At 36.1% G+C, this 26,187-nt stretch carries 28 protein-coding genes and 1 pseudogene; 13 read left to right on the top strand and 16 right to left on the bottom strand.

Going from position 1 to position 26,187, the window contains the following annotated elements; translation table 11 throughout:
* The first annotated feature begins 1 nt into the window (after nt 1).
* A complete protein-coding gene (locus NZ853_02955; GenBank protein ID MCS7204634.1) occupies nt 2–247 on the top strand; it encodes a DUF2892 domain-containing protein in 246 nt (81 codons plus the stop codon).
* Here the strand turns inward: NZ853_02955 and recG are convergent.
* From recG to NZ853_02935, 4 genes are all read right to left on the bottom strand, one after another.
* Nucleotides 195–2,300 (bottom strand): ATP-dependent DNA helicase RecG, encoded by a 2,106-nt coding sequence (gene recG / locus NZ853_02950; protein ID MCS7204633.1) that lies wholly within the window; start codon nt 2,298–2,300, stop codon nt 195–197. The two genes, NZ853_02955 and recG, sit on opposite strands and share 53 nt — an antisense overlap.
* A 69-nt stretch (nt 2,301–2,369) precedes the next feature.
* Complete coding sequence (locus tag NZ853_02945; protein MCS7204632.1) at nt 2,370–3,017, bottom strand: exonuclease domain-containing protein; 648 nt, start codon at nt 3,015–3,017, stop codon at nt 2,370–2,372.
* Between the two features lie 72 nt (nt 3,018–3,089).
* Nucleotides 3,090–5,015 carry a DUF294 nucleotidyltransferase-like domain-containing protein gene (locus tag NZ853_02940; GenBank protein ID MCS7204631.1) on the bottom strand — a complete coding sequence of 642 codons (1,926 nt, stop codon included), beginning with the start codon at nt 5,013–5,015 and terminating at the stop codon, nt 3,090–3,092.
* A gap of 52 nt (nt 5,016–5,067) precedes the next feature.
* Nucleotides 5,068–5,742 (bottom strand): RNA methyltransferase, encoded by a 675-nt coding sequence (locus NZ853_02935; protein MCS7204630.1) that lies wholly within the window; start codon nt 5,740–5,742, stop codon nt 5,068–5,070.
* A 63-nt stretch (nt 5,743–5,805) separates the two neighbouring features.
* Between NZ853_02935 and NZ853_02930 the strand changes: the two genes are divergently transcribed.
* Nucleotides 5,806–6,198, top strand: coding sequence for a ParB N-terminal domain-containing protein (locus NZ853_02930; GenBank protein MCS7204629.1), 393 nt, complete (start codon nt 5,806–5,808; stop codon nt 6,196–6,198).
* Nucleotides 6,199–6,259: 61 nt separating this feature from the next.
* Here NZ853_02930 and NZ853_02925 read toward each other — a convergent pair whose 3' ends face one another.
* The 11 genes from NZ853_02925 to NZ853_02875 form a co-directional block, all read right to left on the bottom strand.
* Entirely contained in the window at nt 6,260–7,132 is an 873-nt protein-coding gene (locus NZ853_02925; protein MCS7204628.1) for a class I SAM-dependent methyltransferase, read from the bottom strand.
* On the bottom strand, nt 7,132–9,231 hold the full coding sequence (locus NZ853_02920; GenBank protein MCS7204627.1) for a SpoIIE family protein phosphatase: 2,100 nt from the start codon (nt 9,229–9,231) through the stop codon (nt 7,132–7,134). The genes NZ853_02925 and NZ853_02920 overlap by 1 nt, the downstream gene beginning before the upstream one ends.
* Before the next feature lie 68 nt (nt 9,232–9,299).
* On the bottom strand, nt 9,300–9,902 hold the full coding sequence (locus NZ853_02915; protein MCS7204626.1) for a class I SAM-dependent methyltransferase: 603 nt from the start codon (nt 9,900–9,902) through the stop codon (nt 9,300–9,302).
* Complete coding sequence (gene pstB / locus NZ853_02910) at nt 9,902–10,705, bottom strand: phosphate ABC transporter ATP-binding protein PstB (protein ID MCS7204625.1); 804 nt, start codon at nt 10,703–10,705, stop codon at nt 9,902–9,904. Before pstB ends, NZ853_02915 begins: the two co-directional genes overlap by 1 nt.
* A 12-nt stretch (nt 10,706–10,717) precedes the next feature.
* Nucleotides 10,718–11,596, bottom strand: coding sequence for a phosphate ABC transporter permease PstA (pstA, locus tag NZ853_02905; protein MCS7204624.1), 879 nt, complete (start codon nt 11,594–11,596; stop codon nt 10,718–10,720).
* The gene (gene pstC, locus NZ853_02900; protein ID MCS7204623.1) at nt 11,593–12,564 is read right to left on the bottom strand and encodes a phosphate ABC transporter permease subunit PstC; all 972 of its coding nucleotides are present in this window, start codon (nt 12,562–12,564) and stop codon (nt 11,593–11,595) included. Before pstC ends, pstA begins: the two co-directional genes overlap by 4 nt.
* A 3-nt stretch (nt 12,565–12,567) precedes the next feature.
* Nucleotides 12,568–13,560, bottom strand: a complete 993-nt coding sequence (locus NZ853_02895) for a PstS family phosphate ABC transporter substrate-binding protein (GenBank protein MCS7204622.1) — start codon at nt 13,558–13,560, stop codon at nt 12,568–12,570.
* A gap of 200 nt (nt 13,561–13,760) precedes the next feature.
* On the bottom strand, nt 13,761–14,846 hold the full coding sequence (gene mqnC, locus NZ853_02890; protein ID MCS7204621.1) for a dehypoxanthine futalosine cyclase: 1,086 nt from the start codon (nt 14,844–14,846) through the stop codon (nt 13,761–13,763).
* A gap of 18 nt (nt 14,847–14,864) precedes the next feature.
* Complete coding sequence (locus NZ853_02885; protein ID MCS7204620.1) at nt 14,865–15,680, bottom strand: rhodanese-like domain-containing protein; 816 nt, start codon at nt 15,678–15,680, stop codon at nt 14,865–14,867.
* Nucleotides 15,681–15,735: 55 nt separating this feature from the next.
* Complete coding sequence (locus NZ853_02880) at nt 15,736–16,272, bottom strand: TIGR00725 family protein (GenBank protein MCS7204619.1); 537 nt, start codon at nt 16,270–16,272, stop codon at nt 15,736–15,738.
* A gap of 71 nt (nt 16,273–16,343) precedes the next feature.
* A complete protein-coding gene (locus NZ853_02875; GenBank protein MCS7204618.1) occupies nt 16,344–17,192 on the bottom strand; it encodes a DUF1698 domain-containing protein in 849 nt (282 codons plus the stop codon).
* Between the two features lie 81 nt (nt 17,193–17,273).
* On the opposite strand from NZ853_02875, the gene NZ853_02870 reads away from it, so the two are divergent.
* The 6 genes from NZ853_02870 (at nt 17,274) to NZ853_02845 (ending at nt 22,636) form a co-directional block, all read left to right on the top strand.
* Complete coding sequence (locus tag NZ853_02870) at nt 17,274–17,822, top strand: ferritin family protein (protein MCS7204617.1); 549 nt, start codon at nt 17,274–17,276, stop codon at nt 17,820–17,822.
* A complete protein-coding gene (locus tag NZ853_02865) occupies nt 17,801–18,157 on the top strand; it encodes a membrane protein insertion efficiency factor YidD (GenBank protein MCS7204616.1) in 357 nt (118 codons plus the stop codon). The genes NZ853_02870 and NZ853_02865 overlap by 22 nt, the downstream gene beginning before the upstream one ends.
* Before the next feature lie 97 nt (nt 18,158–18,254).
* Nucleotides 18,255–20,123: a 2-oxoacid:acceptor oxidoreductase subunit alpha gene (locus NZ853_02860; protein ID MCS7204615.1), complete on the top strand. Its 1,869-nt coding sequence runs from the start codon at nt 18,255–18,257 to the stop codon at nt 20,121–20,123.
* Nucleotides 20,124–20,141: 18 nt separating this feature from the next.
* Nucleotides 20,142–21,140 (top strand): 2-oxoacid:ferredoxin oxidoreductase subunit beta, encoded by a 999-nt coding sequence (locus NZ853_02855; protein ID MCS7204614.1) that lies wholly within the window; start codon nt 20,142–20,144, stop codon nt 21,138–21,140.
* Nucleotides 21,141–21,314: 174 nt separating this feature from the next.
* Nucleotides 21,315–21,740 (top strand): adenosylmethionine decarboxylase, encoded by a 426-nt coding sequence (gene speD, locus NZ853_02850; GenBank protein ID MCS7204613.1) that lies wholly within the window; start codon nt 21,315–21,317, stop codon nt 21,738–21,740.
* The gene (locus NZ853_02845; GenBank protein ID MCS7204612.1) at nt 21,737–22,636 is read left to right on the top strand and encodes an S-adenosylmethionine decarboxylase; all 900 of its coding nucleotides are present in this window, start codon (nt 21,737–21,739) and stop codon (nt 22,634–22,636) included. Before speD ends, NZ853_02845 begins: the two co-directional genes overlap by 4 nt.
* Nucleotides 22,637–22,667: 31 nt before the next feature.
* Here the strand turns inward: NZ853_02845 and NZ853_02840 are convergent, their stop codons facing one another.
* Nucleotides 22,668–23,168, bottom strand: coding sequence for a hypothetical protein (locus NZ853_02840; GenBank protein MCS7204611.1), 501 nt, complete (start codon nt 23,166–23,168; stop codon nt 22,668–22,670).
* A 285-nt stretch (nt 23,169–23,453) separates the two neighbouring features.
* On the opposite strand from NZ853_02840, the gene NZ853_02835 reads away from it, so the two are divergent.
* From NZ853_02835 to NZ853_02815, 5 genes and pseudogenes are all read left to right on the top strand, one after another.
* Entirely contained in the window at nt 23,454–23,630 is a 177-nt protein-coding gene (locus tag NZ853_02835) for a hypothetical protein (protein ID MCS7204610.1), read from the top strand.
* A 204-nt stretch (nt 23,631–23,834) separates the two neighbouring features.
* Nucleotides 23,835–24,212 (top strand): annotated as a pseudogene (locus NZ853_02830) (protein kinase).
* Nucleotides 24,213–24,613: 401 nt separating this feature from the next.
* Nucleotides 24,614–24,775, top strand: a complete 162-nt coding sequence (locus tag NZ853_02825) for a hypothetical protein (protein MCS7204609.1) — start codon at nt 24,614–24,616, stop codon at nt 24,773–24,775.
* Nucleotides 24,776–24,871: 96 nt separating this feature from the next.
* Complete coding sequence (locus NZ853_02820) at nt 24,872–25,069, top strand: hypothetical protein (protein ID MCS7204608.1); 198 nt, start codon at nt 24,872–24,874, stop codon at nt 25,067–25,069.
* A gap of 551 nt (nt 25,070–25,620) precedes the next feature.
* Complete coding sequence (locus NZ853_02815; GenBank protein ID MCS7204607.1) at nt 25,621–25,824, top strand: hypothetical protein; 204 nt, start codon at nt 25,621–25,623, stop codon at nt 25,822–25,824.
* Nucleotides 25,825–26,187: the final 363 nt, after the last annotated feature.

Raw genomic sequence — 26,187 nt, 5'->3', positions numbered from 1 at the left:
CATGTTAGAAAGACACATTGATTCTTTTGATCGAATTGCTAAGATTTTGATTGGTCTTTTTTTGATCTATTGGATTGGTTTTCGATATGAAAGTTGGTGGGGGATGGTGGGTTTCATCCCCATTCTTCGAGGTATCTTTCCAAAATACACATGTTGGGATTACTTTATAACAGGAAGTTGTGAACTTCCGAAATCTAATTGGGAAACACCATCACACCCTCAGAAAAACTCTTCTTCAAAAACTTAATGGCTTCTTCGTTAATGTGAGGATATTGAGTGGCTTCACTATAAGCTATTTCCATTAATTTTCGATCCTTCACAAAATCCGATAAACGAAAATCAGGAAGTCCATGTTGCTTTGTTCCCAATAACTCGCCAGGTCCTCGGATTTTAAGATCAATCTCAGCCAATTCAAAACCATCTTGTATTTCTACGATGGCCTGTAGTCGCGCTTTCGCAGCCGAAGAATCACTATTCGACACCAAAACACAAAAAGACTCTTCTGTTCCGCGACCAACCCTTCCTCGTAGTTGATGAAGTTGTGAAAGCCCAAATCTTTCTGCATTTTCAATCACCATTATAGTAGCATTGGGAACATCAACTCCCACTTCAATCACAGTTGTGCTTACTAAAATATGGACTTTGCCATTTCGAAAATCCCTCATGATTTTATCTCGTTCCTCGGGCTTCATTCTTCCGTGAATGAGTTCTACGCGAAACTCAGGAAAGATTTGGGTTTTTAACTCCTCATAGGCTTCGGTTGCTGCCTTCAAATCCAGCTTTTCTGATTCCTCAATGACTGGATAAACAATATAACACTGTCTTCCTTGTTGGAGATACTTTCTGATGGATTTATAAAGTCCTTCTCGTTGGTGTTCTCTTAACCACATGGTTTTGACGGGTTTTCTCCCCGCAGGTTTTTCTTTGAGATACACTAACTCCAAGTCTCCAAAAATAGTTAAGCACAAGGACCTTGGAATGGGTGTTGCTGTCATGGCAATCAAATCTGGGTTTTTCCCTTTTTGACGTAGGTTTTCCCGTTGTTGCACGCCAAATCGATGTTGTTCGTCGATGATAACCAATCCTAATGAATGAAACTCCACATTAGGTTCAATCAAGCTATGGGTTCCAATAATAAAGTTACTATCACCCCGTTTGATCCGATCCAATACAATTTCTTTATTTTTTTTGGTTTCTGAACCTGTGAGGAGATCTAATTGCACCCCAGGAATAAAACCCGGTAAAGTGGATAAAGTATTGTAATGTTGGCGAGCCAAGAGTTCCGTTGGTGCCATCAGAGCTACTTGATATCCTTTTTCGATATAATGCAGAGCTACTGAAAAAGCCACAAGGGTTTTCCCAGAACCTACATCCCCTTGAAGCAAAAATGCCGACATATAGGGACGTTTAGAACCTTCGAGCATCTTTTGTATGGCTTGTTGTTGTCCGTTTGTTAACTCAAACGGAAGATTCTTTTTTAGGATTTCGAAAAGTTTGCTTTCTCCAAAAGATAGAGGATAAACTTGTCTGGGAAAAGACTTTCGAGTTTCTTTTTTCTTATGAATCAAAACACCAAATAGAAACAACTCCTCGAACTTTAATGTTCTGTTGGCAATTCTATAAGACTCTCTTGATTCAGGATAATGGATTTGCTTGATGGCATCTTTTCGAGATGGGAGTTTGTATTTTTTTCGAATTTCTTCTGGGAAGATCTCAGGAACCACCCATTCCATTTCGATCTTTTGTAGAACTTGATGTATCAACCTTCGAAAACCTCGACTATCTAAACCTACTTTTTTTAGAGCTTCTGTTGTAGAATAAATTGGGATAATTCCTCCGCTGTGTATAGCTTGGTGAATATCTTCTTCGTCGATTGCTTCTACTTCTGGATGAATCATGTGATAAGAACCTTTATAGATTTCTAATTTTCCTGAAACCACATAATTTTTTTCTTTTTGAAAGGCATATCGATAATATTGTAAACCATTAAAAAATATTAGTGTCAAGGAATTTCCTTTTAGGGTTTTACATTGAACCATCAAGCGGGATTTTCTGCCATGAGCCAAAAACGAAGATTGAACTTTTACAATCAAAGTTATGTTTCCTTCCTTCAAGAAAAACTCCTCGTGGAAACTTCGATCCACATACCTTCGTGGGAAAAAATACAAAAGATCTTCAATCGTATGAATGCCAATTTTATCTAAGGCTTTTTTTTTAGCTTCTCCCAAGCCTGATAATACTTCCACAGGGATTTCGGATATTAAACGAGAATTTTGAGAAATACGAGATTTCGCTTTCATAAAATCAATTTTTATTTCGGTGGATTGAACAAGAAATCACACGGGATTTTTTTAACAAAAACAAAAGAATCAATATTTGATTAAACTTTCAATTCGAAAGTTTTTTTGTTGGATTAATTTTTTCATCATTCTGAGAAACAACTCCGCAGTTAGCAGTGCATCCCCAATGGAAGTATGCCTTCCACTGCTTTTGATGCGAAATCTATTCAAAAGATTATCCAAAGAAAATTCCTCTGGATTAGCCTCTTCAGGAATCACATTTCTTTTTTTTACAAGGTTTTCATAGTAAATAGCAACATCGAACGTATCAATGATGGGATTAAGTAACTCAATCGAAAAAATTTTTTTGATGTTGTTTGATAAAATTAGCTTGTCAAAAAGAATGTGATGTCCAACAATAATATCACCCTGCAAAAAATAAAGAAACTGCTCGAAGGCGAAATCCCTTTGAATTCCTTGTTTCACATCTTGAGTTCGAATTCCGTGAACAGCGATACTTTCTTTGTCACCTGCCGTTTCTGTTTGTAGTATCACCTCAAAAGAATCACTGATATTGATTTCCAAATTCTCAATCCTAATCGCTCCAATCGATAGAACCTGATCGTTCTTGTAGTCCAATCCCGTTGTTTCAGTATCTAAAATTATATAACGATTTTTTTCCGGTTCTGTAAAGATTTTATTTTTTTCGATGCTTTCTAAGTAATGGCAAACCGCCATAGATGAATTTTTACTATTACAATACTTTTTTTTCCATAATTTGAGTTTGTACTTGTCGAGAAATTTCATGAACTATTCCCTTATCAAATTTAGCTGGTATCGAGCTTCTAAAAGTTTTTGGATGTTTTCAATCGCTAAAAAGGAATTCTTGAGCATTTGTTTTTCTAATTTACTTAGCTCCTCTGGTTTGATGTATCTACCAGAGTCTTGATTTTTGAAACCAAAATAAGTTCGTAATTTTAAGTAAAGTTGAAATGAATCAATGGCATCTCTATAAATATGTTGATTTACTGGATCCACTTCTTTGAGTTTTTCATATCGCTCTATGGTAGAAGAATACTCAAGGATTTGAAAATCAATGGCAAGAACCCTAGCCGCATCTACTAAGGGTTTGATGCTTCTTCCTTTTAGGTCGAATTCATTTTTGTGCTCTCCTGACTTTTCTACAATGAAATTTCGAAAGAAGTTTAAAGGAGGAGCGCTTGTTGCCGCTTCCTTCGCCAAAAACACCAAGAAGAACGGATTTTTGTATTTATAAATCACATCTCGTAATTCTTGGGCAAGTGACTCATCCCCATAAGCAACACGAAAGTCAAAAAAAATCGTAGCATTCAGAAGATTCTTCTCTGCAGGAACTTCAATCCACTTTCGAAAGTAATTTTTCCACACAGATACAGGTTTACACCACTCAGGATTCCTCGCCATAATATTAGCAGGACATTCACTAAATCCATAGTCCACCAAGAACTGATTCACCAATTCCCCCATTCGTAAGAAATATTTTTGTATCTTTTCTTTATCTTCTTCTTGTGGATCTTCGTAGATGATGGCATTGTCCTGATCCGTTCGCAAAGTTTGTTCTTTTCTTCCTTCACTACCCATAGAAAGCCAAGCAAACTTCACAGGTGGTTGTGGATATTCTGGGAATTCTTCTTTGAGTTTTTCTTTTGCAAGTTTGATGGCTTTTTCAATCAAATTATCATGAATTAACGTGATGGTGTTAGTGATAAAAGGCAAAGACAAATCTTGCTCCAGATAGCTTTTGATTAAAGTATCAGTTTTTTCTCGTATGATACGTAAAATATCAGTCTTTAAGCTTGATATACTCTGAACTTCTTTTACTAAAACCGCTGGATTGTTTCCATGTAATACTAACAAATCATGTTCTGAAACGATCCCATAAATTGGGGTTTGATTGGTTCCATCCTGTGTTAAAACCAAATGTCGGATATTTCGTTTCATCATTTGAATGATGGCTTCTGTTGCGGTGATTTCTGGTGGTAATGTGAATACTGGTGCAGACATAATATCCCGTGCCTTTGCCGTGATGGGGAATTTTCCCGTAGCAATTTTTTTCCGTAAATCTGAATCTGTTATGATTCCTAATGGACGTCGTTCTTCATCAGCTATTATCATAGATCCAATGTTTTTTTCAGTCATGATTTTGGCGATTTCTTGCACGGTAGCATCTGGTTTCGCCGTAATTACGTTTTTGTTGATTCGTAACTCCAAGACTTCATCATGAGCCACCACGGTTCGCAAGACTTGATCCTGAAAAGAAATATTTTGCTTTTTGAATTGCTGCATACCAGGAGCGAAACCAGAAGAAAAAAAGCGTAACACCCTTGGATATTTTTGTATATATTCATAAAAAATATCATACGAAAGAATGTATAGGATTGTATCCTCTGTTGCTTTAGCAGAAAAAATATATGATCGCTTGGCAAGTAAAGCTGCAATACCAAACAAATCCCCTTCTTCTAAAACTTCTATGATTTCATTAGTCTTTTCGTCTAATAACTCCACTGAACCTTGATGAATTACATAAAATTCTTTTGGCGGATTCTCACCTTCACGAAATATGAACTCACCTTGATTAACGACTTTGATTTTGCAAGTTCCAGCAAGTTTGAGCAAATCTTCTTCTTTTATGTATGAAAAGGGGACGTATTTTATCAAAAAATCTGTGATTCTTTGCTTTAAGCTTTGGGATGTCATATACACAATTTTGAGAAACAATTCAAAAAGTTCAATGATTTTTCGAATTTATTTAAAAACTTTTGATTTGATTTTTTAAAATTTTCTCATGATCGGGAAATTCTTTTTTCAACCATTCCCATAAGACTTCTTGTTTTTCTTCTTTTGATAATCTCCAAGAGTAATTTGTGTTTCTTAAATTTTGAACAAGGGTATATACTGCTATTGCACAAGCCACTGAAATGTTGTAGCTTTCCACGAAACCATACATTGGGATTTGGATAAATTCATTTATATGTTCTAGTGCCACATTACTTAGCCCATTCCTTTCAGAACCAAATACCAATGCTACTGGCTGACTCAATGATAATTCTTGCAATGAACGATTTACTTTACCCGAGATTTCATAAGAACTCATACCATAAATCCGATAGTTTTTTTGGGATAAAACCTTTAGACATTCTACTGTGGGATCCTGCTGTGTGTTTGAGAACTTATGCAACGTGAGCCATTTCCCTGATCCCATAGAAACCCCTTCTTTTGTAGTAAAAGGTCTTTCCCGCTCAATGATGTAAATATCCTGAATTCCATTGGCTTCACAAGAACGTAAACATGCCGAACCATTGTGAGGATCGAAAATATCTTCTAAAACCACTGTAATGTAGCGTGTTCGTTCTTCTAAGACCTTTAGAAAGCGTCGTCTGCGACTCTCGGTCAACATCTCCCACAAAAGATTGAATTCCATCATGAAACAAAAACGTCATTTTTAGTTTTTGTTTGCAACTGGATTTTTTTTCTATTGTTTGGATATATGCAGATTCCTCTCAAGGACATCAAAATTCCACCACGAATACGAAATCGAAAAACGAACGTGGATGACTTGATGGAATCAATGTCAGAGTTCGGACAACTTCAACCCATTCTTATTAATCAGAACTACGAACTTCTTGCAGGTTATCGAAGATATTTAGCAGCCAAAAGCTTAGGCTGGAATACCATTGATGCCAAAATCATTGATGTTCGAGATAAAAAAAAGCGACTCCTAATCGAACTCGAAGAAAACCAAATAAGAAAAAACTTCACAGCTGAAGAACTCGAGAAAGCAAAACACCTCCTCAAACGTTATCAACAAAATTCCTTTTGGCTGAACCTATGGTGGAATTTTATAGAATTCTTACAAAAAATTTTCCGTTGGTGGGGATGAAGTAGCAAAAATAAAACAGCTTTTCGAAAATTTTAAGAACAATGCGGAACATAGAAATTTCTCATAAAAAGCTCTTTTTCTTGAATGCATATAAAACAAAAGAACTTGTCATGGCAAAATTTCCTATGGCTATTTTACTCAGAAAATGATACAATCCCACCCTTAGAAATTTTCTATAATCCCAAAAAGACACAAAAAAACCCATCATTTTTTTATATTTGGGTAGCAAACCAAAATCAACCCCATGAAAAGGAATAAAATCCTCAAAACCATAGAGTTTTAAAAAGTTTATTAAGTTTTTTTTAGAATAATAATATAAATGACCAGGTAAGTAATAATGATATCGTTCTTTTAATAGTTTTGCTTGGAGACCATCCATGTTTGCCGTTTGGATTACCAAAAGACCTTTTGGATTTAAGAGGTCTGATAATTTTTCAAAAACACTTTTAGGGTTAGTTAGGTGTTCAATCACTTCAATCAAAGTGATTACATCGTATTTTTTTTTTGGCTCAAAGCTTAAAAGATCAGTATGATAAATTCGATTTTTCAAATCTTGATTTTTCTTTGCTTCCTCAACAGCATATTCAGAAACATCAATCCCCTCAGCGTCATACCCCATTCGTAAGGCAGTCAAGACAAATCCTCCAAATCCACAACCTACATCGAGAAACCTCAAAGGAGGAGGTTTATATTTTTTGATGGTTTTTAACCTTGCTCTCCAAACTTGCTCGAAGAAGGGGAAATATCTCCTTTCGTCAATATAACTATATTCAGCTTTTCCTTCATAATAGTCTTTTGTATAGTAGTTTGATTGATTTTGAGGGTATTTATGTTGTAATCCACAATTTTTGCAAATATAGATAGAAAAAGGCTCACTGAACTTTTTAATATGAAATAAAAGACTCGTGGGAACCTCACAAAAAGGACAATCCATTAAATCTTTTCTAATTCATATTTGAGTGTATCTATTTGTTGTTCTTTCTTATCTACCCCTTGTGATAATCCTTGTGCTTTTCCCATCAATACTCGTTGGCGTTCCAAAATAGAATTGACTTTTTTCAAATTTTTATTGAGCAAGGAATCTTCTGGTTTTAATTCTATAGCTTTTTCCCAATATTCTTTTGCTAACTTATAGTTCTTTAAGTAATAATAAGCTAATCCAAGAAACTTCAACACAACTGGATTATCAGGTTGTTTTTCTTTTGCCTTCAATAAGTACTTAAGAGCTTTGAGATACCTTTGCAAATTCAAGAAACAATATCCTCGATAAAGTAGAATATCAACTGGTTGATTTTCTGAAGGTCCTTCCATTAATTCCAAAGCCTTTTTAAAGTTTTTCTGGCGAATATAACTTTTGATCTTGATTTTGTATATTCTATCTTCATCAATAATATGATGATTTTTATTATAATTATGTTCCTTAAAAGAAATTCGCATGATTGATATATCATCTGTAGGTTCTGAAATTTTATAAATAAAATTAATTATATTTTTCAACTTCCCTTGATTTTTTTCAACAATAGACAAAAAGAGATTTGGATCTGTGTTTAATTTTTTTTCAACACCATCATAAAGTAAAAGGTCATCTTTACCATCACTTCCTATGAATATCACATCATTTTCTTTGAAATCAAACATATTTACTTTCAAAGAAAACTCAGAAAGAAATCCAAATTTTCTTAGTGTTAGTTCTTTATCTATATAACTTGCTTTGCCATCTCTATAAAGAACCACATAAGGATGTTCTGCATTGATATAATACATCTTTTCTTCTTTTTCATCAATGATTCCTAAAACACCTGATAACATCATAGCTCCACTAAATGAAAGAAAGATACTTTGAATTTCATTATAAATTTCATAGAAAAATTCTGATATGTGAAAGAATTCCGACATACTTTGAACATAATCAAAATGACGATAAGAAATGGAGTTTAAAATTGTCCCCATCACGATTGCACCGCTCGTTCCCTGAATGGATTTCCCCATGGCATCGCCGTTAAAAAACAAGATATAGTTCTGATTATTGATTTTTATATAATTTGCATAACACAAATCACCACCTAACTGATTGTGTTTATTCTTGAAGAGAAAAGATTTCTTTTGAATGTTGATAAAATCTATCTTGAATTTATCGCTATTGATTTTATTTACAATCAATGGCTTAATCAATAAAGTAGCAAGATAATAATCACCATCTTGACTTCTTTTCAATTGCTTGATTTCTTCCAATGAAACTTCAAACTCTTTTTTGAGTTGATTCAATTTCAAAATAGTTGAAGTTAAATCCTCTGAATATTTCTTTTCTATATACAAGCCGCATTCCATTTCTTTCATTTTCTCAATCAATGGCTTAATTTTGTCTTTAGTAATGATTGATCCATGCTGAGGTGCTATAAGTTCAATATCCAAGTTTTCGATCTTTCTTAAAGAATAGTTCAAGATATCTCTACTTGGCATGTATGCCATGTGAAAACCTTCAATTTTTTTGAAATAATCATCACCTGCGTAGAATTCCCAACTTTCTTCTAATCCACCAAACAAATCACTTGAAAATAGCACTTTGGTTTGAACGTCATATGTCATAAAGGCGCCAGGTGAATGACAATAGGGAGTTGTATAAAACTTTAATTTATATCCATTTATGTCTATCTCGAAGTTCTGATGATCAATGCGATAATATTGAGATTTAATTCCATAATGTTTCACTAAAAACGTCATCCTACTATGGGTAATAATTACCAAATCATCCCGTTGGATTAATGTTTCCAAGTAAGGAACCGCTGCTGCTAAGTCGGGATCCTGGTGGTGAAGTATGATATATTTAATGTTTTGTATATTAGATACACTGTTAATCTTTTCTATAATTGCATCAATCTCTAACATAGAGCCAGGATCTATCAGGATAGATTCGTTATTGTTAACGATTAAATAGGGATGACATTGAAATGGGTCATTTTCTAAATACTTTCCAATCCAATACGTATTTTTGGCAATCTCAATTGCTTTTGTAAAATCTAATGTAGTATTCATATTAATAACAATTGTATTAATTTATCATGTGAATTCAATTAAAAATCTAATTCTATACTACTAAAATTTTATTTTTTTGAAACAAACAGATAATGGGCTATCTTTGTTTGTAAATCTCCTAATAGAGTTCGTTCCACATGAGAAAGTTTTATGTCGGTGAAATCTTTTAGTTCTTCATAAATTTGTTGTTCCTCAAAGAATTCTATAAAGGCATTTTTTACTTCAGACTGATAAAAATATGTATCACGATTTGAACGAAATGTTCCCACTAAGTAACCATCGGATTTTAAAACACGACGAAATTCTCGAAGAAGAAATTCTCTAATAGGTTTAGGGTTATAATGCAAAACCCCCCAACAAATTACTAAATCAAAATCATCATCAGGAAATGGTAGATGGGAGTGATTTTGATAATGAAGATAAACTATTCCCGCTGGACGTTCTTGATTTTTTCTTATGATTTCTTGCGAAAAGTCTAAACCATAAAGAAAAGGAATGTTTTTTGTTTTTAAATATCTCAGGTTTCTTCCGTTTCCACATCCAAAGTCTAATGCCTTTTGCCAGCTGGGTTGATATATTTTTTCGATGATTCGGATCAGGTTTTCATCGGGATAGATCAAGTTGTGATTTGTGTTTTTGTAATAACTTTCCCATGCTTCTTGGCTATCCATTAACCGAATCTACCTGTGATGTAATCTTCTGTCAATTTTTCTTTTGGACTGGTAAAAATCTTGAAGGTACTATCATATTCTATGAGTCTTCCTTGATAGAACAAGGCGGTAAAATCTCCTACCCTCGCAGCTTGTTGCATATTGTGAGTAACAATTATGATGGTGTAGAATTCTTTTAGTTCAAAAATCAACTCCTCTATTTTTCTCGTAGAAATCGGATCCAAACTTGCTGTGGGTTCGTCCATTAATAAAACTTCTGGTTGCATAGCAATAGCACGTGCTATGCATAGTCGTTGTTGTTGTCCACCTGATAAAGAATAGGCACTTTCATGAAGTTTATCTTTAACCTCATCCCATAAATACGCTTTTGATAAAGACTCATACACTAACTCATCTAAGTCTCCTTTATATCCATTGATTCGAGGACCAAGAGCTATGTTTTCGTAAATAGATTTGGGGAATGGATTAGGAGTTTGAAACACCATTCCGACTCGTAAACGTATTTCTACAGGATCGATTTTTTTATCATAAATATCTTCTCCATTTAAAAGTACTTTCCCAGTAATGCGAAATCCTTCGATAAAATCATTCATTCGATTAAGGGTTCTAAGAACTGTGCTTTTTCCACATCCTGATGGTCCTATCAAAGCGGTTACTTTGTTTTTATAGATTTGCATATTCAAGTCGTGGATTGCGTGGACTTTACCATAATACATATTTACATTCTGCAAATCAAATACTACTTGTAGTTTTTCATCCTTTGATTCACTTTGCACAGAAGTTTGAATTTTGATTTCTGCCATGTTCGAGTCCTTTTATAAACTTAATTTTCTTTGAAAGACAATTCTTAAGTATATTGCAAAAGAATTCATGATAAGTAACATAACAATCAACACTAAAATAGCCCCAGCCGCCAATTTATGAAATTCCATTTGAGGCAAGGTGGTCCAATTAAAAATTTGGATGGGAATTACTGTGAAACTGTCCATAATACTGGTGGGCGCTATGGCAACGAATGTCAGTGCCCCAATCATGATGAGGGGAGCGGTTTCTCCAATCGCACGAGAAAGCCCCAAGATGATACCCGTAAGTATTCCAGGCATAGCTACTGGAAGAACTTGATGACGAATCACCTGCCAACGAGTCATCCCAACACCATAACCTGCAAAACGAAAAGAATCAGGTATGGCTCTGAGAGCTTCTTGAGTTGCTATCGTAATCGTGGGTAATATCAACAAAGACATGGTAAGAGCTCCAGCAATCAAACTCCTACCCAATTCAATTCCCCTCACAAAAAGAGATAAACCTAAAATTCCATATATGATGGAAGGGATTCCTGCCAAATTTTGGATGTTTAATTTTACTAACTCAATGAATTTACTACTTTTGCTACTGTATTCTTCTAAGTATATTGCCGCCATAACCCCCATCGGAATGGAAAACAAAGCAGTAAGAATCATCAACCAAAATGTTCCCATAATTGCTGGGAATATCCCAGATCTTGCAGCAAACCTCGATGGTGGGTTGAGAAAGAAATCCACCGAAAGCACAGGTAATCCATGAATTGTAATGGTTATCAAGAGATAAAATAAAAGAAAGATCACAAAAACATTAATTGTTAAAGTAATAGCATAGAATATGATTCCATAAATGTAGTACCTTTTATAATTTTTGAAGTTGGGATCATACCTCATCGATACACCTCTCGATACTTTCTCACAAGTTGCAAAGCAAGCCAGTTAAATGCTAAAGTGATCAAAAAAAGATGCAATCCGACAGCGTAAATGGTATAATATTCAATGCTTCCATAAGGTGTGTCACCTAAGGAAATCTGAACAATAAAGGCTGTCATGGTTTGGATAGATTCTAAATAATTCAAAGTTAACTTGGGAGAAGCTCCAGCTGCTAAAGTCACAGCCATGGTCTCTCCAATTGCTCTAGCAAAAGCCAGAATTACGGATGCTACAATTCCCGAAAATGCTGCTGGAACGATAATTCTTGTGACCACGTGAAATTTGGTCAATCCTAAGGCATAACCCCCCATTTGTATGCTTTTGGGAACGGCTCGAATAGAATCCGCCGATAAAGAAGCAACCAAAGGAATCAAGGATATTCCCACGACAATGGTTGCCGAAAGAGCATTAAAAATTTCAATCTCAGGAAAAACCTTTTTTAGCAAAGGTGTGATTACATCCAAAGCAAAATAACCATAAACAACTGTGGGAATTCCCCCCAGGATTTCGATCAAGGGGATTGTCACTTCTCGGACCTGACGAGTTGCATATTGAGTCAAAAAAACCGCGGTAAGTAAACCCAATGGAGCAGCAATTACGATGGAACCAATGGCAATCATCAATGTGCCATTCACCAAAGGAAGCACTCCGAATTTTTTCGGTTGTCCAAAAGGTGCCCATTCTCGTCCAAAAAAATAATCTACAGGAGAAACTTTAGAAAAAAACAACACTCCATCCTGAATAAGAATATAAGCAATCAAAAGGGTGATAACAACAGTTAACCATCCAAAAAAAGTGAGGGTATATTTTAATAATCTTTCGGTCAGTGAAAAAGAAGGAGTTTTTCCATATCTCGAGAATACATTTTCTCGGCTTTCGGTTATAGCACGAGTTAGGATTCGTTTTTGTTCTTGTTGTAAGGTTTCCATAGATTAGTTCGCTGAGTATAGTTCTTTTACGTTAAAAAATTCACCTGCTTGCTTTTCGTTTTTAGGAGAACCTGTCTTCCCAATATCGAAATATGCCTTGAGGATTTGGTAGTCTTCTTTTGGGAAAGGTATATACTTAACCTGACGAACCAATTCGTAAGAATTTTCTATGTAGAAGTTTACGAAATCTTTTATGCCTGGTTTTGATAAGGATGCTTTGTTTACATAAATAAAAAGAGGTCTCGACAAAGGAACATAAGTTCTATTCATAACCGTGTCAAAGCTCGGTGATATGTTTTGTTTTGTCTTCGGATTTTTGACGGGGATTGCTCTCACAAAAGCTTTGTTTTCGTCATAGTAGGCAAAACCAAAAAACGCTATGGCATAGGGGTCCTCACTCACACCTTTAACCATTACATTATCATCTTCACTGAAGCGAGCATCGGCTCTTATTCGTTCGTTTTTCCCTAAAATAACTTCCACAAAATAATCGTAGGTTCCTGAATCCTGTCCTGGGGAATAGACTCTGATTTCTTTATCAGGCCAATTGGGGCGAACTTCATTCCATTTCTTTGCTGGCTGATCTTTGTTATAAATTTTACGTAATTCTTCTACGGTTATATAATCCACAAAGTTATTATTATGACTTACAATCACACTTAATGCATCAAAAGCCACGGGAAGTTCAATGAACTCAATGCCGTTATTTCTGCATTTTTCTATTTCTTCTTTTTTGATTTCCCTGGATGCATTCGAGATGTCTGTTTCCCCTGCACAGAATTTCTTAAATCCGCCACCAGTTCCTGAAATTCCCACAGAAACATTGTAGTCTTTGTTTAGCCTCATAAACTCTTCCGCTACGGCTTGAGTAATAGGATACACGGTACTGGAACCATCAATCAAAATATTATGCTTCTTTTTTCCACAGAAAGAAGAAAAGCCAACAAAAAATGCCAAAACCAAAAAGAAAAAAAGAAAATGAAGCCGTGAACTCATAGGTATCTCCCAGTGATTAAATATTTAAAATTACTGATTTTAATTACATGATTATTTCAATTTTATTACAAGCAAATCATTTAACAATCCTCATGACATAAGATTTTATTGATAAAATTCCATTTGACTTATCAAGTCTAAAATTAATCCCGAAGATACCAGTGGTTACTGCAAAAACATCATATATTCAGAATTTAAAGTTAAACCAATCCTGAGTCATAGTTGTACATAAAATCTCTTTTCACAGGGAAAAAGCCACTATCGATGATGAATTGTCGGATACCTTCTTCGGTTTTGATTCCATAGCTTTTTAAGACATTTTCTTCAATCACAATTGAAGAGACGTCATCAGCACCTGAATGCAGAGCGATTTGCCCAACACCTGTTCCTAAAACCATGAGGCTAGTCTCAATATGAGGGATATTATCGAAAAAGATTCTACTGATGGCAAGAACCTTTAAATATTCTTGGCTTGGAACATTTCGAACATAAAATGTTTTTGTTTGTTTTTGGAATGTCCATGGAATAAAGGACAAAAACCCTCCTGTTCGATCCTGCAGTTCGCGTATTAAGTTCAAATGTTCGATCACCTCCCATCTCGTTTCTTCTGAGCCAAAGACGATATTCGCACTTCCTTTGAGACCCATTTTATGGCAGGTTTCCATTACCCGCACCCATTCTGATGGAGAAGCCTTTTTTGGAGACAAGATATATCTCATCCTTTCAGTAAGGATTTCAGCACCTGCACCGGGAACTGAATCCAGACCCGCTTGCTTGAGCTCAAGCAAAACCTCCTCTAAAGGAAGTTTTGTGATTTGCTCTAAGTTAATAAGTTCTACAGGTGAAAATCCCCGTATGTGTATGTCTTTTCCAAATTCCTTCTTCACACTCGAAAGAACATCCAGATAATAATCAAACGGAATCCTTGGGTTCACCCCTCCTTGAAAAAACATCTGGCGAGCTCCCATTGCAATGGCTTCTTCCATTTTTTTTAGGATCTCATCTTTTGTGAGGACGTATCCTCTTTGAGAATTTACTTCATCCATAAAAGAACAAAAACTACACTCAATCGTGCAATAATTTGTGTAGTTAACCACTCGAAAAGCAGTATAACTTACGATTCCTTTTTTGTTGAAGCGATTTCGTATTTCTCTTGCTACTTTCTGGATCTCTAAAAAATCACCATTCATGTAAAGTTCGTAGGCTTCTTCTTTGGAAATTCGAATCCCTTTTTGAGCTTTTTCTAATATTTCTTCTGTGTTTAGTTTTTCTTTGGATGCAAACATAATGAACTCCACCTACATTCAAGCTATTTGAATATTTCCACAATGAACACATTTTTGCTTTACTATGGGTTGACCACACATGATGCATGCTTTTGTATTCCCCTTTTTGAAATTCGGAAGTATCGTATATCGCTCATCAAAAACAAAGCATTCTCCTTCCCAAAAATGTTCTTGTTCGTGATGAATTGTCTGAAAGTAATCCAAAATCCCACCCTCCAGTTGATAGACGTCAAATCCTTGTAGAACCAAAAAGGGAGTTACTTTTTCGCAACGTATCCCACCAGTGCAGTATAGCACAATCTTTTTCTTTTTGTGATTGTGATTTTTTTCATATATATCTCTAAACCAAGATATTTGTTCAGGTAGATTTCGAAATTTGGTTATGGGAAATTTTTCTGCGTTTCGAAAAGCTCCCACCAGCCATTCATAATCATTTCTTGTATCCACAGGCAAAGCCTGATCATTTAGCATGAGCTGATGAAAATCCTCCGGCTTGATATATCGATTTTGATTGAGTTTTAAATCAACTTCAACAGGGAAAGGTATGATTTGCTTTTTGATTTTAACGACAAGTTTTTTGTATGCTTCCACTTCTGTTTCCATAATCCGAACACGGGTTTCTTTCTTCAAGGGATAAGGGGCTTGATAACATTCATTCAAAAAGCGAATCAATGCTAATTTTGAACCACTTACTGAAAGATTGATCCCTTCTGTAGCTATTAAAATCAAACCCTTTAATTCATTTTCCACACATTTCTCGTAAAACCACTCCTTAACTGAAAAAAGTTCCTCTTCGATAATTGGGTGAAATTGATAAAACTGTAAAACATACATGTTCATAAAGATAAAAAAAGTTAGGCTTTCGATTTAAGCAATTGAAATCTTAAATTTATATCTCGACTTTGTATAGTATCCTTCGTAGTTCATTCATAATTTCCTCTATACTATGAACTGGGATGAGGCGCCTTTCTTGGGTAGTATCCAGTTGACGATTGGCTAATTCTTTTGCCCAACCATCAAATCCCGTGTAGCACAGCACTTCTTTTCCTGTTTGCCATGCATGAGCGATTTCAGAGAGAGTTCCAGAGCCACCTCCCACAGCTACCAAAACATCAGCGGTATTGACAATGATAACGTTTCTTGCTAACCCCATGCCAGTTGGAATAACTATATCGCAATAGGGATTACCAGATTTTTTGTCCACGGAAGGGATAATACCAATGGTGCAACCGTAACTATAAACTGGTGAGTTTCTTGCGCCACGACATACGGCTTCCATGATTCCAAACATACCCCCACATACAATCAGATACCCATCATCAATGAGACGTCTTCCTAAAAGTAAGCCAAAGTCATAAATTTCTTTTGGACAAAGGGCTTGGTTAGGACCAATCACCCCTACGATAAATTTTCTTTCTTGGTTCATACTCTCTAATTCTTTTGACAAAGAAGAACAATCAATCTATTTCGTAAGTTAAAACTACTTTATAAAAAAATTTATCTTTTTGCAATGAAAAAAGAACGACAAGGTTTGGGATAGCCTTCAATGGTGAACTCAGGATTTTCTTTGGAGATGGCATCTGTCAGTGATGGTAGTTCTCCAATTCCTGGCATCTCTTCCAAAAGAAATCGTTCGTTGATGAATTCAATGTTTCGATAATTAGTTCTTTTGAGTAGAGTTAAAACCCCCATACGATTGGGTAAAAACCAAATCCCCGTTGCTCCCGCATATTTTTTTTCTGGCATTAAAAACAACGGAAACTCCCCGTAGGAAATAGTTATGGTTTCTAAAATCAAAACCCCGTTGGTTTTGAGTTTTTTATGAACTTTTCTTAAGAGTTCCACCATATCCGTATGATGATAAAGAATACCCATAAGAAGTATGAGGTCATACTGATGTGGTAGCCTTTCTAAATCTTCCCAACCAAGCAAATGAAAATTCCAATGCTTTTGATCTTCAGAAGAGAAAAACTGCTTAAGAAACAAAAACTGATCATAAAAATCCCTGACAGGGTCAATCAAATCAATATCACAACTTATTGTTCTACGTTGAAATTCAAAGTAAATCAAAAAAGAATAATAGCCGTTATTTGCTCCAATATCTAAGAGACGGATTTCTTTTTTCAAAAAGCTAACATCCCGAAAAATTCTCTCTAAAACGTCTTTTAGATATTTCCACTTGATGTAGCTATTCCATTGAGACGGTATTTCCACTTGGTTGATTTGATAAGGACCTTTTCGGAAAGGCTTTAGGGATTTTATTTGGGTTTGGATTTCTTCTACTGAAAACTTGGGATTGTAAATCGTAAAGGGTTCTTTATCCCACTGGATAATTATTTCGTTCATCTAAAAAAAGACAACTTCTGTTTTTTGAGAAAATCAACAAAATTTGCTTGATGATAAAGGAAAACCATAAATTTGAATATTATGATAAAATACAAGCCCGTAAAAAAATCAACTTTTCTGGAGGCAGTGGCTGCTTGCATACAACATGAAAAAAACGTTTTTGAATTCTACACACGGCAGGCAGAATCTTTGCCCGAAGGTCCCATCAAAAATTTATTCTATAAACTTGCAGAAGACCAAGACGAACAAATCCAGATGATTTCGAATTTGTATTCAGAAATCAAAGGTGGAGAAGCACTCCCCAATTTAAAGTTAGCATCAGAAGTTCAAAAATTTAATAGTACATCCATTCAAATTTTTATGCGAAGGTTGGATCGTGTTACCTACAAAGATGCCAAAGGTCAAGAACTAGAAGCATTAGCCCTTGCCACTCAACAATTAGAAGATGCAGCAGATTTCTACAACAAAATGGCAGATAAATTTGAAGATCCAAATATCCGCATACTTTTCAAACAACTTGCAAACATCAAAGAAGAAGAACGACTATTAATGGAATCGTTTTCTGCTTATATATCTCAAGGTTCACCTCAAAGTAACCCCGAAGCCTATTGGGACCTATCCGAATCCTAACTTTTCTTTTTGTTTTTTTAGTTGCTTTTTTTCTTCCCCACTGCCAATCAGACCCTTTGGTTCACTTCATAAAAAACTATCAACAAGAAGAAACGCAATACAATGGTGTAAAGTGTCCAATGCATCCCACTTGTTCCCAATACGCAATTGAAAGTTATCAAACATATGGTATCATTGGAATCCTTTTAACCATAGAACGACTTTTCATCAGAGAACATGGCAATATCCACAATCGATACATCAAGGTCCCCTCGAAGATTTCTGAACATCCTCGGTTCTATGATCCCACTCATAATAGTTTCCAAAAACCTTCTTTCTTCCAAGAAGACTTTTGAAGAATTTGAAATCAAACTTTTTTCTAAAAAGTAGTTGATTTAAGATAATTCAGTGCTATAATTTTTTTATCCAAACTGTCCCTTCCGAGAGGTATTTATGTCCGAAAAACAAATATTCACAGAAAAAACAGGTAGAAACAAAAATTACAAAGAATTAGACGAAGTCACCATCAGGTTTTCTGGAGACTCCGGTGATGGAATGCAGCTCGCAGGAAGTCAATTCACGTTAACCACAGGTTTTGCAGGAAATGATCTGATGACATTCCCTGATTTTCCTGCTGAGATTCGAGCTCCGCAAAATACTATTCCTGGTGTATCGAGCTTCCAAATTCATTTCGGTGATCACAAAATCTTTACTCCTGGTGATACAGTGGATGTCTTAGTGGCGATGAATCCTGCAGCTCTAAAAGCCAATATCAGTTCATTAAAACAAAACGGTGTCTTGATTGCGAATTCGGATGAGTTCAACGAACGAAATCTCATCAAAGTAGGCTATACCACAAACCCCCTTCACGATGAGTCGCTTCATCAAAAATATCGTATTATCGAAGTGCCCATCTCTTCTCTGACGAAAACTGCTCTTCAAGACACTGGACTAAGTGCGAAAGACATTGAGCGTAGTAAAAACTTTTTTGCTTTAGGAATTACTTATTGGTTATTTAGTAGAGATCTACAACCAACGATTGACTGGTTAAGGAAAAAATTCGAAAAAAAACCCATCTATGCAGAAGCAAACATCAAAGCCTTGATGGCAGGGCATGCTTATGCTGACACTATTGAAGCTCTACAAGAAAGATATATTATCCAAAAAGCCAAGTTCCCACCCGGGGTTTATCGTAACATCAACGGCAATACGGCATTAGCCTTAGGAATTGTTTCCAGTGCCATATTATCTAAAATGAAGGTTTTGTATGCTGGTTATCCTATAACGCCTGCCTCTGATATCCTCCATGAACTTGTTAAGTACAAACACTGCAATGTATATACGTTCCAAGCCGAGGATGAAATTGCAGCCGTGAGTGTGGCGATTGGAGCTGCTTATGGTGGAGCCATTGGAATCACAGGTTCATCGGGGCCAGGAATTGCCCTAAAAACAGAAGCCATTAATTTAGCTGTGATGGCAGAACTTCCAGTTGTGATCATCAACATCCAAAGAAGTGGTCCTTCTACGGGAATGCCTACTAAAACCGAACAAGCAGATCTCTTTCAAGCCATGTTTGGTCGAAATGGAGAGAGCCCTGTTCCCGTTTTGGCACCTGCAACTCCATCTGAAAACTTCAATTTAATTTTCGAAGCCATCAAGATTGCTGTTAAATACATGACTCCTGTCTTTTTCTTGTCTGATGGTTACCTAGCCAATGGTTCTGAGCCATGGAGACTACCGAACATTGAAGATTTGGACTTCCCCATTGAAAAACCCTCGTTAGATGAAAAAATAGAAGGATACAAGGTATATAAAAGGGATCCTCAGACTTTAGCAAGGAAATGGGTGATACCAGGAAACGTCCACCACATCCACAGAATTGGAGGACTAGAAAAAGACGAAGAAGGAAAGATCAGCTATGATCCCGAAAATCACGATCGAATGGTAAAACTGCGAAACGAAAAGATACAGCGGATTGTGAATGACATTCCCAATCAAGAAGTTCATGGGCATAGCGAAGGAGAATTACTTGTAGTGAGTTGGGGTTCTACGTTTGGATGTGTTCGAACCGCAGTGGATCATCTTTTAGAAGAAGGATATTCTATAGGGCATGTGCATTTGCGATATTTAAATCCATTTCCCAGAAACTTAGAAACCATCTTAAAATCCTTCAAAAAAATCATTGTTCCAGAAATGAATTTAGGACAGTTAGCCTTTATCCTTCGCGGTAAATACCTTGTGCCCGCAGAAGCATATACCAAGGTTCGAGGAAAACCCCTCTTGGTAGAAGAATTAATCAACGTATTTCGAAGTAAATTTTAAAAACTCAAGGAGGTTCTTATGAAAACTTTGACCAAAAAAGATTATGCTTCGGATTTAGAAGTTCGTTGGTGTCCCGGTTGTGGCGATTATGCTATCCTTAATGCCGTCCAAAAGGCACTAGCCGACTTGCAAGCTCCAAGAGAAAAAACTGTGTTCATTTCTGGGATTGGTTGTTCTTCTCGATTTCCTTATTATATGAACACTTATGGATTTCATACCATTCATGGTAGAGCTCCTGCGATTGCTACTGGTTTACGCTTGGTTCGTCCTGATTTAGACATTTGGGTGATCACAGGTGATGGGGATGCCCTATCAATCGGGGGAAACCACTTTATTCACGTCCTAAGAAGAAACATCAACATGAAAATCATACTATTTAACAACCAAATCTATGGATTAACGAAAGGACAGTATTCTCCTACTTCAAAGATTGGAACCATATCAAAAACTACACCTGAAGGTTCCATAGATAACCCCTTTTCTCCTGTGAAATTGGCATTTGGTTCTGGTGCTACCTTCATAGCAAGAACTCATGACAAAGACATTCCCCATATGGAAGAAGTATTCAAATTGGCTCATCAACACAAAGGAACAGCCTTTATTGAAGTTTTGCAAAATTGTGTCATCTTTAACGATGGTGTTTATGATGAAATCACAGAGAAGCAAAATCGCATTGAAAGAATGATCTACGTCGAAGAGGGAAAGAAACTTCTTTTTGGAAAGGATCAAGAAAAAGGATTGGAGCTAGTCAATCATGAACTACGAGTGATCTCTGCAGTGGATGAACCAGAAAAAGTAGCCATCTATGACCCCCAAGATGATAATTTCATTTTGAACTTCATCAAGCATGAAAACAATCCGAACTTCCCTGTAGCAGTTGGTGTGCTCTACAAACAAAACAGAAATCGGTTTGATGAGGATTTAGAAAATCTAATCCAAACTAGTCGACAAAAAAAAGGAGAACCCGACCTACATCAGATACTTTACAGTGGTGAGAAATGGGAAATCAAAGATTGATTTCCCATTTCTTCCTAAATCGTTTTTATAAATTTTTTCAACCATTTTCACCAAAATTCAAAAAAAATACAAATTTAACATAAAAATTCAAAATTTTGTTGTCGATGTGAAATTAAATTTTTTTTTAAGCAACTATTATTGAAATCCCAAAAAAACAATAAGGAGGTACAATGAATGGAAGATCCCCTAGGTATCCACTACATCATTGAGTTGTATGGGTGTAACAGTTCCGTATTGGATAACCTTCCCGAGATCGAGAATGCCTTAAATTACTCAGCTGACATCGCAGGCGCAACCATCATTAGTAGCAAGTTCCACAAATTTTCCCCGCAAGGTGTCTCAGGAGTGGTGGTGATTGCAGAGTCTCATCTTAGCATCCATACATGGCCTGAGCTGGGTTATGCGGCTTTGGATTTATACACTTGCAATCTGAACATGGACATAGATAGAGCGCTGGAACATATAAAAAATGTGTTCTTACCCAAGGAAATGATCGTTAAATACATGGAAAGAGGAATCATGAATCCAGCGAAAAGAAAGTATCTCGAAGTAAAAGATTACGAATTCGAGAAAGAACTCATGTTAGGAGGGAAGAAATGACTCGCACTATGACTTCTTTGAAATATACTTTTGTCGATGTGGATCTACGTCCTTCACCCATACACAAGACGGGTTTGTTTTCGAATAGCTACATCAAGAAGGGCACAACCATTGGCGTTCTTACCGGCAGATTTTATTCTCAGCAGGAGGTTCAAAATCTCAGCAAAGAAGAACAATCTTTTTTGATTCCCATTGATGAAGAAATCTTAATTGGTCCGGAAAGCTTCTACGAAATCCCAGCTCTTTTTTACATTAACCACTCTTGTGAGCCAAATGCAGGAATAGATGGAGACCTTACCATCGTTGCATTGCGAGATATTTTACCCGATGAAGAGATAACGATCGACTACGCCACCATCTTTTTGAATGAACAAAGTTTTGTCTGTGAATGCAAATCTCCAACATGTAGGAAAGTAATTCATGGAACAGACATTTTCTTACCTGAAATTCAAAAAAAATATGAAAACCACATCAGTAGCTGGATCAAAAGAAAATTGAACATCAAGCCAGAGACCATAGCCAGCAAACTCCAATTTGAACAAACAGGAGCCTGGGGGTTAGTGACAGCGTTGGATCTTCATGATTGTGATCCTGAGCTCATTCGGGATAGAGATGCCATCTATCAATACACAATAGAGTTATGTGAGAAAATCAAAGTCAAAAGATTTGGTGAACCCATCATAGTTCACTTTGGAGAAGACGAACGAGTCGCTGGGTATTCGCTAGTTCAATTGATTGAAACGTCCCTAGTCTCTGGACACTTCGCAAACCTAACAAACCGCGTATACTTAGACATCTTCAGTTGTGCCTACTATGATCCAAAAGAAGTGATAGAATATTCAAAAAACTTCTTCAAAGCCAAAGACTATCACTGCAAAATTTACTTACGGCACTAAAAACGCCCATAGGGCGTTTTTTTTCATCCTATCAACCCACTGCAACAACACCATCATAGAAGTCAAACACCACACTCCCCGTAAGACAATCCACCATGATCCTGTCCTCATAATTATGATAGAGGAGGTGGTCGGTTGTGGAGCTTCTGGGGATCTCGGTGTGTCTGTTTCTTGTTGTTTCCCCCATCATCTCGAGTTCCAGCAATATTCGTATGAGGTAACTCACGGAATAGCCCATGTATAGACGTAGTTGAAATAATCTTCCCCACATCACGGGAGAAACGGAAATCCAAAAGCGTTGGTATTTTTTCGTTCTTGGTTGATATTTTGCGGTGAGGGTTCGTTTGATGTGGGATATGGATTTAGGATAGATTTTTCCCAAGTTCCTTTTGAGTAGAGATTCTACGGTCCTTGCAAAATCACCCTGAAATTTGCTCTGAGCAAGATACTGTAAATAAAGAAAATGCATTGGGCTAAGATTTACACACACGACATGGAGCTCTTTTGCCAAGAATTCCACTTGGTTTCTCATACACGATATAAAATCTCATTTTCTTTGAAATCTTACAAAAAAATTTTGGACTTTTTTTCAATCAAGCATCAAAAATCAAAACCACTTAAGAGAAGTCAAAAACAGAAACGTTTTCAAAAAATTCCTTGCTCATAATTATGAAGAAACCATGGGTTGAATTTTGTTCACAAAGTCAGAACTGGCTCACGCAAAAAAAACTTACAAGAAAATGAATCAAAGCCGAATAAATCATCGATTCTGATACTTTTTTTGAGAAAACAATATAAAACAACGTGGAGAGGAAGTATGTCAGATGAAACCAAAAGGAAAGAGCCTCAGGATCATTCCGCAGGAACCAAAAGGGTTGATACCAAAACATCCGACAGTACCATCAGGGTTGCGAGTCATGATTCTACTTTGTATGATGGACAGACAATCACTTTAAATTCCCAAGATTATACGTTCCTTCAACTTTTTTTGTGAGTGGGGAAAGCGAGATTACTTGATTGAAAATCTTAAAAAAGAAAAATTCGTTTCGAAGCTCTACTTTTAAAACTTCCAACCGAAAAAAACATCGCCGAGTTTTTGAAAAACATCCAACATCCTGACATCATCAAGCTCATTGATTATGGAAACTATCAACGTAGATTTTTCGAAATCTTAGAATAAACAAAAGGAGGAAGTCTAAAGGACATCATCCCCCTTACAGATTTAGAGAAAATCAAACGAATTTTGTTTGAAACCGTAGAAACTCTAAATTACTGTCATAAAAAGAAAATCATTCACAGGGACATCAAGTTAGAAAACATCTTTTTCAAAGACAGATCCCAAAAAGACATCAAGATTGGAGATTATGGGATATCCTCGATTGTAGAAGAAGACAAATCCAAAGTGCTCACAGGCATACCAAGAACAGAAATTTACGCAGTTCCAGAACTTTACATTAGCCAACAAGGGAAAACCATCATCACCGAAAAAATGGATTATTATGCCTCGGGAATAACGTTGCCATATCTCTATACTGGGAAAAATCCCTTCGAGGGTTATCTGATTATGCCGTCATGAAAAAAAACTCGATGGAAATATCCATATCGATGACTCAATCCCCAACGAACTCAAAAACCTAATCAAAGGACTCTTGACAAAAAATCCCGACAAGCGATGAGGTTACGAAGAAATCTAGAATTGGTTCAAAGGAAAACCTGTCCAAGTTCATTATGAAGCTGACTACGAAACCACATAAAGTATAGACGCTTACCTTTCGGTATGCTTAAAGATGAAAGAAAGTACGCCAACAATCCCGAAGAATTAGCCGCCCTAATGGAAGAATACCCAGACCCAGGGGAAAGACACCTCTACTCGATGGTAACTATAGATGGCTAAAAGAAGCCAACGATCCTTTGTTTGTTGAGATCGAAAAGATAGTGGAAATCGATTTCCCAAGGATCAAGATACCAGTCTGAAGTTTGCTATTTATTATCCCGATCTCAAAAGAAACTACCCGTAGCTCCCACGAAAAAAGAGAAGAAGGAATAAACTCCGAAGAATTCGCTCGACTGTTAGAAAAAGAATTTCAAACTTACATGAAGCTCCTTACCATCCGAAAGATGATTTTTATCTCTACTTAGAAGCTCGTCAAAGAAATTGCTGGTATCTTTTATGGTTGCTTTAAAGCATATTCACCCAAAGTAGCCTTGAATTTGATCATCTTGCAATTCGATAGTATGAGATTTCGTTTTAACATCAAATACTACTATAACCTCCACTACACGTTGTCCCCTGAGCATGAATTTTATTGCAATGGTCTCGTTTTGAAAAAAACAAGTGATATAAAAAGCTACATTCGAAATCTGATTCTAAATCAGCAATTTTCAGAACTAAAGCCTGATACCTTCCTCATCAAACCCATTAAGGAATGGTAGGATTTAATTTTGCATAATGCATAAACGAGAAAAAAAGATTTCAAACCCAAATCATAGAAATTTTCGAAGAAGATAATTACGATGTCCGAAAAGCAAAAGATGGGATTGAAACTTGGATTCAACGCTTTCATAAAATTGAAAACTTCCCCCATCGAGACCGCTTAGCGGCAGTTCTTGCGAACCATTCCATCCCTAAGGAACGACTTCAGAGAAAAACATTAGAAGAACAAATCTTGAAAGATACAAGCAAGAAGTCAAAGAAAAAACTAATGAGAAATTCATTTATTCAAAATCCAATGTGAAAAAGTATTTTAGAATTATGCTATATGTCTTAGCGATCTCGATTGTATCTCATTTTTTGAATGAAACTCCTTGAAGAGATCAAATCTTCAAACTTGATCCTAATAATCCTATTAATTTGTTGTAGTTGTTAGCATCATGGTGTCATTTACAGGACTGATCGTAGCAGGATTTTTTTACGAAATTGGCGATTAATTTTGTTAGCTTTCTCAGGTGGTCCAATCGCAGGATATTTGACAGGATGAATCCTCGTGCTTTTTTTGAAAGTTGTTCTTCCCTTGGGTTTGATAATTGACGGTGTCGGACTTATTTTTATTTCTTTATATTATTCCATTTTGAAGATCATATCATTCATTAAAAAATTAGATAAGAACACCTTAGATAGCATTAGAAACAATATTTTGGCTGAGATTCAACACCTTAACTACGAAAAGACTACGCCCGATAACACCTAACCTAAGCCGAAGGAGTGGAACTCAAATGGACAGATTATGGTAAGTATTACTTAAAATATCGAAAAAATCAACAATAAACCCCAATCATGAACTGTGATTGATGATGTTGGTTATCCCCCCATAACGTTTTTTCTGCGTGGATAGCGATGAAGGGTTGTAAATCAAATCGTCTTCATAACCCCGTGATGTCGAAAATCTCGATTGGGCTTTGGGTTTGAGCTACGTTCTTTTCGTTTCGGTTTCGTTGGTCTTTTGAGCTAAGTGTGTGTTTTAAAAAAAATCAGAACTCTAAACAAAATCATCAAACTGAGCTTAAGCTTGACTATATGAAAATGTCAATGCAAGTTTCAATAAGTAAACTTG

The sequence above is a fragment of the Leptospiraceae bacterium genome (genome assembly GCA_025059995.1).
Lineage (GTDB): Bacteria > Spirochaetota > Leptospiria > Leptospirales > Leptonemataceae > SKYB61.
The sequence above is the reverse complement of the archived record's forward strand: the minus strand, read 5'-3'. Positions and strand labels throughout refer to the sequence as shown.

Coding starts and splice junctions, on each gene's coding strand:
- NZ853_02955 (MCS7204634.1), top strand. CDS start 2: ATGTTAGAAAGACACATTGATTCTTTTGATCGAATTGCTAAGATTTTG.
- recG (MCS7204633.1), bottom strand. CDS start 2,300: ATGAAAGCGAAATCTCGTATTTCTCAAAATTCTCGTTTAATATCCGAA.
- NZ853_02945 (MCS7204632.1), bottom strand. CDS start 3,017: ATGGCGGTTTGCCATTACTTAGAAAGCATCGAAAAAAATAAAATCTTT.
- NZ853_02940 (MCS7204631.1), bottom strand. CDS start 5,015: ATGACATCCCAAAGCTTAAAGCAAAGAATCACAGATTTTTTGATAAAA.
- NZ853_02935 (MCS7204630.1), bottom strand. CDS start 5,742: ATGATGGAATTCAATCTTTTGTGGGAGATGTTGACCGAGAGTCGCAGA.
- NZ853_02930 (MCS7204629.1), top strand. CDS start 5,806: ATGCAGATTCCTCTCAAGGACATCAAAATTCCACCACGAATACGAAAT.
- NZ853_02925 (MCS7204628.1), bottom strand. CDS start 7,132: ATGGATTGTCCTTTTTGTGAGGTTCCCACGAGTCTTTTATTTCATATT.
- NZ853_02920 (MCS7204627.1), bottom strand. CDS start 9,231: ATGAATACTACATTAGATTTTACAAAAGCAATTGAGATTGCCAAAAAT.
- NZ853_02915 (MCS7204626.1), bottom strand. CDS start 9,902: ATGGATAGCCAAGAAGCATGGGAAAGTTATTACAAAAACACAAATCAC.
- pstB (MCS7204625.1), bottom strand. CDS start 10,705: ATGGCAGAAATCAAAATTCAAACTTCTGTGCAAAGTGAATCAAAGGAT.
- pstA (MCS7204624.1), bottom strand. CDS start 11,596: ATGAGGTATGATCCCAACTTCAAAAATTATAAAAGGTACTACATTTAT.
- pstC (MCS7204623.1), bottom strand. CDS start 12,564: ATGGAAACCTTACAACAAGAACAAAAACGAATCCTAACTCGTGCTATA.
- NZ853_02895 (MCS7204622.1), bottom strand. CDS start 13,560: ATGAGTTCACGGCTTCATTTTCTTTTTTTCTTTTTGGTTTTGGCATTT.
- mqnC (MCS7204621.1), bottom strand. CDS start 14,846: ATGTTTGCATCCAAAGAAAAACTAAACACAGAAGAAATATTAGAAAAA.
- NZ853_02885 (MCS7204620.1), bottom strand. CDS start 15,680: ATGTATGTTTTACAGTTTTATCAATTTCACCCAATTATCGAAGAGGAA.
- NZ853_02880 (MCS7204619.1), bottom strand. CDS start 16,272: ATGAACCAAGAAAGAAAATTTATCGTAGGGGTGATTGGTCCTAACCAA.
- NZ853_02875 (MCS7204618.1), bottom strand. CDS start 17,192: ATGAACGAAATAATTATCCAGTGGGATAAAGAACCCTTTACGATTTAC.
- NZ853_02870 (MCS7204617.1), top strand. CDS start 17,274: ATGATAAAATACAAGCCCGTAAAAAAATCAACTTTTCTGGAGGCAGTG.
- NZ853_02860 (MCS7204615.1), top strand. CDS start 18,255: ATGTCCGAAAAACAAATATTCACAGAAAAAACAGGTAGAAACAAAAAT.
- NZ853_02855 (MCS7204614.1), top strand. CDS start 20,142: ATGAAAACTTTGACCAAAAAAGATTATGCTTCGGATTTAGAAGTTCGT.
- speD (MCS7204613.1), top strand. CDS start 21,315: ATGGAAGATCCCCTAGGTATCCACTACATCATTGAGTTGTATGGGTGT.
- NZ853_02845 (MCS7204612.1), top strand. CDS start 21,737: ATGACTCGCACTATGACTTCTTTGAAATATACTTTTGTCGATGTGGAT.
- NZ853_02840 (MCS7204611.1), bottom strand. CDS start 23,168: ATGAGAAACCAAGTGGAATTCTTGGCAAAAGAGCTCCATGTCGTGTGT.
- NZ853_02835 (MCS7204610.1), top strand. CDS start 23,454: ATGTCAGATGAAACCAAAAGGAAAGAGCCTCAGGATCATTCCGCAGGA.
- NZ853_02820 (MCS7204608.1), top strand. CDS start 24,872: ATGAGATTTCGTTTTAACATCAAATACTACTATAACCTCCACTACACG.